This window comes from Micromonospora sp. 4G55, from assembly GCF_016803375.1.
In genome coordinates, this window is record NZ_JAEVHN010000201.1 from 1 (window position 1) to 9,922 (window position 9,922).

Consider the following 9,922-nt stretch of genomic DNA (forward strand, 5'->3'; position numbering starts at 1 on the left):
GCCTCCCGGGCGCAGCGGCGGGGCGGACGCCGCCTAGGATGTGCGGTCATGGCACGCGTGCTCACTCCCCGTGCGGAGGACTTTCCCCGCTGGTACCAGGACCTGATCGCCAAGGCGAAGCTGGCCGACAACGGCCCGGTCCGCGGCACCATGGTCATCCGACCGGCCGGCTACGCCATCTGGGAGCGGATGCAGGCCGAGATGGACGCCCGGATCAAGGCGGCCGGCGCGGAGAACGCGTACTTCCCGCTCTTCATCCCGGAGAGCTACCTCAAGCGCGAGGCCGAGCACGTCGAGGGCTTCTCGCCGGAGCTCGCCGTCGTCACCCACGGTGGCGGCAAGCAGCTCGCCGAGCCGGTGGTGGTACGCCCCACCAGCGAGACGGTGATCGGCGAGTTCATGGCCAAGTGGATCGACTCGTACCGGGACCTGCCGCTGCTGCTCAACCAGTGGGCCAACGTGGTCCGCTGGGAGCTGCGCCCGCGGATCTTCCTGCGGACCAGCGAGTTCCTCTGGCAGGAGGGGCACACCGCGCACGCCACCCGCGAGGACGCCCGCGCCTACGCGCGGCGGATCCTGCACGAGGCGTACGAGGACCTGATGGTCAACGTGCTCGGCATTCCGGTGGTGGTCGGTCTGAAGACCGCCCGGGAGCGCTTCGCTGGCGCGACCGCCACGTACACCTGCGAAGGCATGATGGGCGACGGCAAGGCCCTCCAGCTCGGCACCAGCCACGAGCTGGGGCAGAACTTCGCCAAGGCCTTCGACATCAGCTACTCGTCGGCCGAGGGCGGCCGCGAGCACGCCTGGACGACCTCCTGGGGCACCTCGACCCGGATGCTCGGCGGCCTGATCATGGCCCACGGCGACGACAACGGCCTGCGGGTGCCGCCGAAGCTGGCGCCGGTCCAGGCGTACGTGATGATCGTCAAGGACGGCGAGGGCGTCGCCGAGGCGGCGGCCAAGCTCCGCGACGGCCTGCGGGACGCCGGCGTCCGGGTCGCGCTCGACGACCGCACCGACACCGCGTTCGGCCGCCGGGCCGTCGACGCCGAGCTGCGCGGCTATCCGGTACGCGTCGAGGTCGGCCCCCGCGACCTGGCCGCCGGCAACGCGGTCGTGGTCCGGCGTACGGACGGCTCGAAGGCCCCCACCCCGGTGGCGGACGTGGTCGGCGCGGTGCTGGCCGCCCTGGAGGCCGACCAGCGGGTGCTGCACGACCAGGCGCTGGCCCACCGCGAGTCCCGCACCGTCGAGGTGTCGACGCTGGCCGAGGCGATCGAGGCGGCGGCCACCGGCTGGGCCAAGGTGCCGTGGTCGGCGGTCGGCGTGGCGGGTGAGGCCGAGGCGAACGGTCAGGGCGTCACCGTGCGCTGCCTGCTCCGCGCCGACGGCTCGGTGCCCGACTCGGAGGACGAGTCGGACCTGGTCGCCATCCTCGCCCGCGCCTACTGAGGTGCGCCCGGGCGGCCCCGCCGACCGGTTCGCGCCCGGTCGTCTGATCATGCACCGCAACGTGCGGCACGGCCGGATCGGCTGGGTCCGGCCGGGCCGGGTGGTCAGCGACGACGAGCGCGGCCTGCTGATCTGGATCGCCCGGGACACCCCGGTCGCCCACGAGGTCACCGAGGCCGGCCTGGGGATGCGGGCGATGCCCTTCGCCGAGTGGATCTCCTCGTCGTACCGGCTGGCACGCGGCCGGTGGAGCGGTCCGCCGCTGCTGAAGTTCCTGCCCACCGGGGCGGCCCACTCGGTCTGGTGGTTCTCCGACGCGCGGGGCCGGTTCGCCAACTGGTACGTCAACCTGGAGGAGCCGGGCGTCCGCTGGGACGACGGCGCGGTCGCCGGGGTCGACGTGGTGGACCAGGACCTCGACGTGGTGGTGTACCCGGACCACAGTTGGCGGTGGAAGGACGAGGAGGAGTTCGCCGAGCGGCTCGCCTTCGGAGACGACTACTGGGTGGCCGACGAGGCGGCGGTACGGGCCGAGGGGGAGCGGGTGATCGCCCAGGCCGAGGCGGGGGTGTTCCCGTTCGACGGCACCTGGTGCGACTTCGTGCCGCCCCCGGACTGGGACGTACCCGACGGATTGCCGCCCGGTTGGGACCGTCCGCCGGTCCGCTGAGGCGTGTTCCGCGTCACCACCACGCCGCGTCGGGGGATCTGTCCGGGTCCGGTGTGAGAGATCGGCGTCGGATCTGGCAGAATGGGTCGCTGGTATCCGGCGCGCGTCCGGCGCCCTCTAACCCGGGCGTGTCGCCAGTCCACCGAGTTGTCTCCGGCCCAACCCCACTGTGCCGGGTGGCGCTCACCCGTGCACCGCCCGTACCGGGTCGGTGAGATCGCAACAGGAGCGAAACAACTGTGGCCGTAAAGATCCGGCTCCTGCGGATGGGCAAGATCCGCAACCCGCAGTACCGCATCGTCATCGCCGACTCGCGCACCAAGCGCGACGGTCGCGCGATCGAGTTCGTCGGCGTGTACCAGCCGAAGGAAGACCCTTCGGTGATCGAGGTCAAGTCGGACCGGGTCCAGTACTGGCTCTCCGTCGGCGCGCAGCCGAGCGAGGCGGTGCAGCGTCTGCTGGAGCTGACCGGTGACTGGCAGAAGTTCAAGGGCCTGCCGGCCCCGCCGCCGCTGAAGGTCGCCCCCGAGCGTGCCGACCGCAAGGCGGCGTACGAGGCCGAGGCGAAGGCCGCCGCCGGCCTGGCTCCGGAGACCCCGGCCAAGCCGGCCAAGAAGGCCGCCAAGGCCGAGGCTCCGAAGGCCGAGGCTCCGGCCGAGGCGCCGAAGACCGAGGCTCCGGCCGAGGCCCCGGCTGCTGCTGCCGACGCCGGTGAGCAGGCCTGACATGCCACTGCGTCCCGCGCTGGAGCACCTGGTCAAGGGCATCGTGGACCACCCGGACGACGTGCGCGTCCGGATGGTCGACTCCCGTCGGGGCAAGCGGCTCGAGGTCCGCGTGCACCCCGAGGACCTCGGCACCGTGATCGGGCGGTCCGGCCGGACCGCCAAGGCACTGCGCCAGGTGATCGGCTCCATCGGTGGACGCGGAGTACGCGTCGACATCGTCGACTCGTACTGATGCTGCTCATCGTCGGCAGGATCGGCAAACCGCACGGCATCCGCGGTGAGGTCACCGTGGAGGTGCGGACCGACGAGCCCGAAGCGCGTTTCGCCCCCGGCACGGTTCTTCGGACCGAGCCGGGGGCGACCGCCCCGGCCAACCCCGCCCCCGGGCCCGGCGTGCCCTTCACGGTCCCGGCCGAGCTGACCATCGAGGCGGCCCGCTGGCACCAGGGCCGGATGCTGGTCGCCTTCGAGGGCATCCTCGACCGCGAGGTCGCCGAGGCGCTGCGCGGCACCCTGCTCGGCGTGGACAGCGCCGACGTCGCGCCGCCGGAGGACCCGGAGGAGTTCCACGACCACCAGCTGGTCGGTCTCGCCGTGGTCACCCCGGCCGGCGAGCACCTGGGCGAGGTGGCCCGGATCGACCACGCCCCCGCCTCCGACCTGCTGGTCCTGCGCCGCCCCGAGGGGCGTACCGCGCTGATCCCCTTCGTTCAGGCGATCGTCCCCGAGGTCGACCTCGCCGGCGGTCGCGTCGTGGTCGACCCGCCGGCCGGTCTGCTCGACCTCTGAGACCGGAGCCACCCCCATGCGCGTCGACATCGTGTCGATCTTCCCGGAGTACTTCGCCCCGCTGGACCTGTCGCTGATCGGCCGGGCCCGGGAGAGCGGGACGCTGCGGCTGGCCGTACACGATCTGCGGAGCTGGACCCACGACGTGCACCGCACTGTCGACGACACGCCCTACGGCGGCGGCCCGGGCATGGTCATGCGGCCGGAGCCCTGGGGTGAGGCGCTCGACGCCCTCGCTCCCGACGAGCTCAGCCCCGACGGGCACACCCTGCCCCGCCTCCTGGTGCCCTCGCCGGCCGGCGTCCGGTTCACCCAGGCGATGGCCCACGAGCTGGCCGCCGAGTCGCACCTGCTCTTCGCCTGCGGCCGGTACGAGGGCATCGACCAGCGGGTGCTGGAGCACGCCGCGACCCGGATGCGGGTCACCGAGGTCTCCCTCGGCGACTACGTGCTCTTCGGCGGCGAGGTGGCGGTGCTGGTGATCCTGGAGGCGGTCACCCGACTGCTGCCCGGGGTGCTCGGCAACGCCGGCTCGCTGGACGAGGAGTCGCACGCCCACGGGCTGCTGGAGGCCCCGATGTACACCAAGCCGGCGACCTGGCGCGGGCACGAGGTGCCGGAGGTGCTCCGCTCCGGTGACCACGGACGGATCGCCCGGTGGCGGCGCGACGAGGCGCTGGCCCGCACCGCCGCCCGCCGGCCCGACATGATCGCCGCGCTGCCGCCGGAGAGCCTGGACAAACGGGACGTCGCCGCGTTGGACCGGGCCGGATTTCAGCTGCCGCCGGGGGATGTGGCAAAGTAGGGGGGTTGCCGCATCCACCCGCGCCCGCGGGCGGCTGCGAGGATCCTCGACCGGGGTCGGCCCGCCGATCACCACCCGGGGATCAGAATCACCCATCCGCGCACCGACTGACGGTGCGCCGTGAGCCTCACGAGGACGCAGCGATGAACATCCTGGACGCCCTTGACGCCCAGTCGAAGCGGACCGACCTCCCCGACTTCCGTGCCGGTGACACCGTCAAGGTGCACGCGCGAGTCGTCGAGGGCAACCGGTCCCGTGTCCAGATCTTCCAGGGCGTCGTCATCCGCCGCCAGGGTGACGGTCTGCGCGAGACCTTCTCGGTCCGCAAGGTCAGCTTCGGGGTCGGCGTGGAGCGGACGTACCCGCTCAACGGCCCGGGCATCGACCGGATCGAGGTCGTGACCCGCGGTGACGTGCGTCGCGCCAAGCTCTACTACCTGCGCGAGCTGCGCGGCAAGAAGGCCAAGATCAAGGAGAAGCGGGAGAAGCAGCCCAGCTGACTTCCCGCTCGCCACGCCGCCTGAGCTGCGCGGGTGTCGTATCGACCAGATCGCATTACCCTGGTCCGTACGGGCGCAGCGGGGCAGCGACGCCGCGACGCTGGTCACGGCGTGCGAATGTCCACTACCGCCCGTGGGGCCTCGACGAGGCTCCCGGGCGGTAGTGTCGTTTCTGCGGACCGGGGAGTGGCGTGGTGCAGGTGCTTGACGAGGACGGCACAGTCGATCCGTGGCGCCGGCGGACCCGGCGCACCCGCCGGCAGATGCCGCTCTGGCAGGAGCTTCCGCTGCTGCTGGTCGTCGCCTTCTGCCTGGCCGTGCTGATCCGCACCTTCCTGCTCCAGGCCTTCTTCATCCCCTCGGGCTCGATGGAGGACACCCTCCTCATCGGCGACCGGGTGCTGGTCAACAAGGTCGTCTACGACGTGCGCGACCCGGTGCGCGGCGAGGTCGTGGTCTTCCGGGGCACCGACCGGTGGGTCGCGCAGGAGGTCCAGGAGCCCGAGCCCGGCCTCGTCGGCAAGGTCGGGCGGACGTTCGGCGACCTGGTCGGGGTCAGCCGCCCGGGCGAGAAGGACTTCATCAAGCGGGTCATCGGCGTGCCCGGCGACCGGGTGAAGTGCTGTGACGACCAGGGGCGCGTGCTGGTCAACGGCACCCCCCTGGACGAGCCGTACGTGATCCGCAACTCGCCGCTGGACGTGCCGCCCAACGCCCGCGAGTGCCGGTCCCGGCGCTTCGAGGAGGTGGTCGTCCCGCCCGGCCAGATCTTCGTGATGGGCGACCATCGACTGGTCTCGCAGGACGCCCGCTGCCAGGGCCCGGTGCCGATCGACAACGTGGTCGGCCGGGCGTTCATGGTGGTCTGGCCGTCCCAGCGGTGGACCTCGCTGCCGGTGCCCGAGACCTTCGACCGGCTCTCCCGGCCGGCCGCCGCCCCGGCCGCCCCGCCACCGGCCGAACCGACCCCGGTGGGCGGTGTCGCTCTCGTCCTCCCGGCGGTGACCCTGATGTCCGTTGTCGCGCGTTCCGGACGATCGGCCCGCGCCCGGGGACGTAGGCTCCACCCGTGATTGACGAGCAGACCGACAAGCCCCGCAGTTCCTTCTGGAAGGAACTGCCCATCCTCCTGGGCGTGGCAATCCTGGTGGCGGTGTTGGTCCGCTACTTCGTGTTGCAGACCTTCTTCATCCCGTCCCCGTCGATGGAGAACACCCTCCAGATCGACGATCGGGTGCTGGTCAACAAGTTGGTCTACGACTTCCGGTCGCCGCACCGCGGCGAGGTCGTCGTCTTCAAGGCGCCGACGGAGTGGAGCGGCAACCCCGACGGCGAGGACTTCATCAAGCGGGTGATCGGCGTCGGCGGCGACCACGTGGTCTGCTGCGACGACGACAAGCTGGTGATCAACGGCAAGCCGCTCGACGAGCCGTACATCTTCTCGGCCAACGGCGAGCGGGACAAGCCGGCCGACCAGGAGTTCGACATCACCGTGCCGGACGGGCGGCTCTGGGTGATGGGCGACCACCGCTCCGCCTCCGGCGACTCCCTGGAGCACTGGCAGCAGTCCGGTCGGAACATCGACAGCGCCACCATCCCCGAGGACCAGGTCGTCGGGCGGGCCTTCACCGTGTTCTGGCCGGTGGACCGGGCGACCTGGCTCACCGTGCCCGAGCAGTTCGACGCCATCCCCAACCCGTAGCGGACCCGCGGCCGGCCCCCGGGCGTGGCAGTCCGTCACCGGCGTCTGGCAGGCTGGGGCGGTGACCGTCTACACCCCTCGCCGCGCGGCCCGGGTGCTGCTCGTCGACGCGGGCGGCCGGGTGCTGCTCTTCAGCGGCTGGGACCCGTCCCGTCCCGAGCACCGGTACTGGTTCACCCCCGGCGGCGGGCTCGACCCGGGGGAGACGCCCGCCCAGGCCGCCGCCCGGGAGCTGGCCGAGGAGACCGGGCTGCGGCTGGAACCGGGCGCGCTGGGCGCGCCGGTCTGGTCGGAGACGGTCGAGTTCCCCTTCGACGGCGTCTGGTACCGGCAGGAGCAGGAGTTCTTCCTGGTCCGGGTGCCGGGCTGGGAGGTGGACACCACGGGCTTCACCGACATCGAGCGGGCCAGCGTCTCGGGGCACCGCTGGTGGTCGGTCGACGAGCTGACCGCGACCGGCGACCGCTACTACCCGGAGGACCTGCCCGCCGTGCTGACCCGGGCCCTGACCGACCCGAGCGGGGGCGCGCCGTGCTGACGCCCCCCGCGCACGGTGGTGCGCCGCGAAGGTGGGCTCTACGCCCTGGAACGGGCCCTGCAACGGCGCGGCTTCCGGCACGTCGCCGGCGCCGACGAGGCCGGTCGCGGCGCCTGCGCCGGGCCGCTGGTCGCCGCCGCCGCGGTGCTGCCCGAGGGGCGGCGCGGTGAGATCGACGGGCTGGCCGACTCCAAGCTGCTCACCCCGGCCAGCCGGGAGCGGGTGTACGAGGAGGTCGTCGCCCGCGCCCTGGCGTACGCGGTGGTGATCATCCCGGCCGAGGAGGTCGACGCCCGGGGCCTGCACGTGTGCAACCTCGCGGCGATGCGCCGGGCGCTGGCGTCGCTGACCACCCGACCCGAGTACGTGCTGACCGACGGCTTCGGCGTCGACGGGCTGGACTCCCCCGGGCTGGCGGTGTGGAAGGGCGACCGGGTGGCGGCCTGCGTGGCGGCGGCCAGCGTGCTGGCCAAGGTCACCCGGGACCGGCTCATGGTGGAGCTGGACGGGCAGTACCCGGGCTACGGCTTCGCCGAGCACAAGGGGTACATCACGCCCGAGCACAGCGAGGCGCTGCGCGAGCGCGGCCCCTGCGTGGAGCACCGGTTCTCGTACGTCAACGTGGCCGCCGTGTCCGGCCGCGCCGGCCGTCCGCCGCGCTCCCGACGCCCCGCCGTCGGGCCCGCGCCCGAGCCGATGGAGCGCTTCGACGCGTCAGGGGGTACCGTCGGCGTGGCGTTGGGCGAGCAGCCTCGGCCCCCGGCGCCGGTGGGGGAAGATGTGGTCATGGAAGGCGGAGTGCGATGAGCGCGGAAGATCTCGAGAAGTACGAGACCGAGATGGAGCTGCAGCTCTACCGGGAGTACCGCGACATTGTCCGCCAGTTCTCCTACGTGGTGGAGACGGAACGCCGCTTCTACCTCGCCAACCAGGTCGACCTGCACGTGCGCAACTCCGACGGTGAGGTCTACTTCGAGGTCGAGATGCACGACGCCTGGGTGTGGGACATGTACCGCCCTGCCCGGTTCGTGAAGAACGTCCGGGTGATGACCTTCAAGGACGTCAACGTCGAGGAGCTGGAGAAGCCCGACATCTCCCTCCCCGCCGACTCCGGCTTCGGCGGCTGACGCACCGCTCCTCTGACCGGCATCCCCCACCCGCCGGCAAGCGACCTCTTCCCCCGACCTGCCGCCTGCCTGGGGTCACCACCACCGGGTGCGTTCGGCGACACTGACGCGCCGCCTCGCGGCTCAGTCCGCGAGGACCGCGACCTCGACCCGCTGGACCAGGTTGTTGGCGAACCCGCCCCGGTTCCACGGCTGCTCGACCGGCTGGGTCCGCCCCGACGCGTCGATGGCCCGGGCGCCGAGGACGTACCGGCCCGGCTGCGGCGACCACTCGTACCGCCAGCGCCGCCAGGACCAGTCCCCGCCGCGCGGCGGGTCCACGGTGGCCGGTGCCCAGGTCGCCCCGCCGTCGGTGGTCACCTCCACCGAGGTGATCGGCGCGTGCCCGGACCAGGCCCGACCGTCCACCGTGCACGGCCCGGGACGCAGCACCCGGGTGCGGGTCATGAAGTCCGGGAACCCCGGCGGGCGGACCAGGGCGCGCGGCTCGATCCGGGTCACCGGCTCGCCCGGGTCGTCGGCGTCCCGCCGCAGCCGGTAGGCCACCGCGTTCTGGTAGCCGTCGAACTGCTCGGTCAGCACGGTGATGCCGCGCAGCCACTTCACGTGCGCCATGCCGTACCAGCCGGGCACGATCAGCCGCAGCGGCGCGCCGTGCTGCGGCAGCAGGGGAGCGCCGTTCATCTCGTACGCCAGCAGCACCTCCTCCCGCAGCGCGTCGGCGACCGGGAGGGCCCGCTGGTAGTCCTGCTCGACACCGCGCTCGACGCCGTGGTCGGCCCCGGTGAAGACGACGTCGACCGCCTCGGGCGCGATGCCGGCCTCACGCAGCAGTGGGGCGAGCGGGGTGCCGGTCCACTCGGCGTTGCCGACCGCCTCCACCAGCCAGGGCTGGCTCACCGGGCGCGGGTGCAGCAGCGCCCGGCCGTTGCCGGCGCACTCCAACGTCACCTGCCGGGTCACCCGGGGGCGCGAGCGCAGCTCGTCCAGCCCGAGGATGAGCGGCAGGCGTACCGCGCCGTCGACGGTCAGCGCGTGGCCGGCCGGGTCGACATCCGGGATGTCGTAGTGGATCAGCAGGTAGTGCAGGCCGGCCGGGGTGACGTCGTAGCGCAACGCCTCCAGCGGGATGCCGTGGTTGCGGGCGGCCAGTTGCAGCTCCTCGGCGCTGATCGCCTCGTCCGGCCCGGCCACTCGGGAGGGGCGGCTCACATCGTCCACGCTGGTCACGGCGGCCTCCCCGATCTCTACCCTCGGTGCGTGGGCCCAGCCTAGTCGCCGCGCCGGTCCACCGGTCCGGTGCCGGCGCGGCCGGCTCCGCCCCGGTCACCTAGCAGATCGACTCGACTGGTGGGCGTTGTCCACAGGGCGGGCCGTCGTCCACAGCGGACGCGCTGTCCGGGTCGGCCGGTGGCCGGTGCGGGCATGCTGCGGACATGCGGAGAGCACTGCGGGCGGTGACGGTGTGGTGGGCGGTCCTGCTGGTCCTCGGCCCGCCGGGCGCCGTCGTCGCGGCGACCCCCGGACCGGGGCCGGACCGGCCTGTCGCTCGGCCGGCCGCCATGGCTACCCGGGCCGCGTCGCTCTCCCCGTCCGGCCGGGCGGTCG

The 9,922-nt window shown here is 72.9% G+C and carries 13 protein-coding genes; 12 read left to right on the plus strand and 1 reads right to left on the minus strand.

Annotated features, from left to right (window positions below):
- The first annotated feature begins 48 nt into the window (after positions 1–48).
- From proS to JNW89_RS17725, 12 genes are all read left to right on the plus strand, one after another.
- Complete coding sequence (gene proS, locus JNW89_RS17670) at positions 49–1,455, plus strand: proline--tRNA ligase (RefSeq protein ID WP_238449754.1); 1,407 nt, start codon at positions 49–51, stop codon at positions 1,453–1,455.
- Between the two features lie 49 nt (positions 1,456–1,504).
- Positions 1,505–2,125, plus strand: coding sequence for a DUF402 domain-containing protein (locus JNW89_RS17675; protein ID WP_238449755.1), 621 nt, complete (start codon positions 1,505–1,507; stop codon positions 2,123–2,125).
- 239 nt (positions 2,126–2,364) lie between these two features.
- A complete protein-coding gene (gene rpsP / locus JNW89_RS17680) occupies positions 2,365–2,850 on the plus strand; it encodes a 30S ribosomal protein S16 (RefSeq protein WP_238449756.1) in 486 nt (161 codons plus the stop codon).
- Positions 2,825–3,085, plus strand: coding sequence for an RNA-binding protein (locus tag JNW89_RS17685; RefSeq protein ID WP_172862164.1), 261 nt, complete (start codon positions 2,825–2,827; stop codon positions 3,083–3,085). Before rpsP ends, JNW89_RS17685 begins: the two co-directional genes overlap by 26 nt.
- A 2-nt stretch (positions 3,086–3,087) precedes the next feature.
- Complete coding sequence (gene rimM, locus JNW89_RS17690) at positions 3,088–3,642, plus strand: ribosome maturation factor RimM (protein WP_238449763.1); 555 nt, start codon at positions 3,088–3,090, stop codon at positions 3,640–3,642.
- Between the two features lie 16 nt (positions 3,643–3,658).
- Positions 3,659–4,447: a tRNA (guanosine(37)-N1)-methyltransferase TrmD gene (trmD, locus tag JNW89_RS17695; protein WP_238449757.1), complete on the plus strand. Its 789-nt coding sequence runs from the start codon at positions 3,659–3,661 to the stop codon at positions 4,445–4,447.
- Positions 4,448–4,590: 143 nt separating this feature from the next.
- Positions 4,591–4,947: a 50S ribosomal protein L19 gene (rplS, locus tag JNW89_RS17700; RefSeq protein ID WP_030335223.1), complete on the plus strand. Its 357-nt coding sequence runs from the start codon at positions 4,591–4,593 to the stop codon at positions 4,945–4,947.
- Positions 4,948–5,138: 191 nt separating this feature from the next.
- The gene (lepB, locus tag JNW89_RS17705; RefSeq protein ID WP_238449758.1) at positions 5,139–6,020 is read left to right on the plus strand and encodes a signal peptidase I; all 882 of its coding nucleotides are present in this window, start codon (positions 5,139–5,141) and stop codon (positions 6,018–6,020) included.
- Positions 6,017–6,649 carry a signal peptidase I gene (lepB, locus tag JNW89_RS17710; protein ID WP_238449759.1) on the plus strand — a complete coding sequence of 211 codons (633 nt, stop codon included), beginning with the start codon at positions 6,017–6,019 and terminating at the stop codon, positions 6,647–6,649. The genes lepB (JNW89_RS17705) and lepB (JNW89_RS17710) overlap by 4 nt, the downstream gene beginning before the upstream one ends.
- Before the next feature lie 61 nt (positions 6,650–6,710).
- Positions 6,711–7,187: an NUDIX hydrolase gene (locus JNW89_RS17715; RefSeq protein WP_238449760.1), complete on the plus strand. Its 477-nt coding sequence runs from the start codon at positions 6,711–6,713 to the stop codon at positions 7,185–7,187.
- Between the two features lie 15 nt (positions 7,188–7,202).
- On the plus strand, positions 7,203–7,994 hold the full coding sequence (locus tag JNW89_RS17720; RefSeq protein WP_238449761.1) for a ribonuclease HII: 792 nt from the start codon (positions 7,203–7,205) through the stop codon (positions 7,992–7,994).
- Positions 7,991–8,314 carry a DUF2469 domain-containing protein gene (locus tag JNW89_RS17725; RefSeq protein WP_007075222.1) on the plus strand — a complete coding sequence of 108 codons (324 nt, stop codon included), beginning with the start codon at positions 7,991–7,993 and terminating at the stop codon, positions 8,312–8,314. Before JNW89_RS17720 ends, JNW89_RS17725 begins: the two co-directional genes overlap by 4 nt.
- A 123-nt stretch (positions 8,315–8,437) precedes the next feature.
- Here JNW89_RS17725 and JNW89_RS17730 read toward each other — a convergent pair whose 3' ends face one another.
- On the minus strand, positions 8,438–9,544 hold the full coding sequence (locus tag JNW89_RS17730) for a sulfite oxidase (RefSeq protein ID WP_238449762.1): 1,107 nt from the start codon (positions 9,542–9,544) through the stop codon (positions 8,438–8,440).
- Positions 9,545–9,922: the final 378 nt, after the last annotated feature.

Bases quoted from the DNA above. Each gene is read 5' to 3' on its own strand.
- proS (WP_238449754.1), top strand. From the start codon at position 49: ATGGCACGCGTGCTCACTCCCCGTGCGGAGGACTTTCCCCGCTGGTAC.
- JNW89_RS17675 (WP_238449755.1), top strand. From the start codon at position 1,505: ATGCACCGCAACGTGCGGCACGGCCGGATCGGCTGGGTCCGGCCGGGC.
- trmD (WP_238449757.1), top strand. From the start codon at position 3,659: ATGCGCGTCGACATCGTGTCGATCTTCCCGGAGTACTTCGCCCCGCTG.
- rplS (WP_030335223.1), top strand. From the start codon at position 4,591: ATGAACATCCTGGACGCCCTTGACGCCCAGTCGAAGCGGACCGACCTC.
- JNW89_RS17725 (WP_007075222.1), top strand. From the start codon at position 7,991: ATGAGCGCGGAAGATCTCGAGAAGTACGAGACCGAGATGGAGCTGCAG.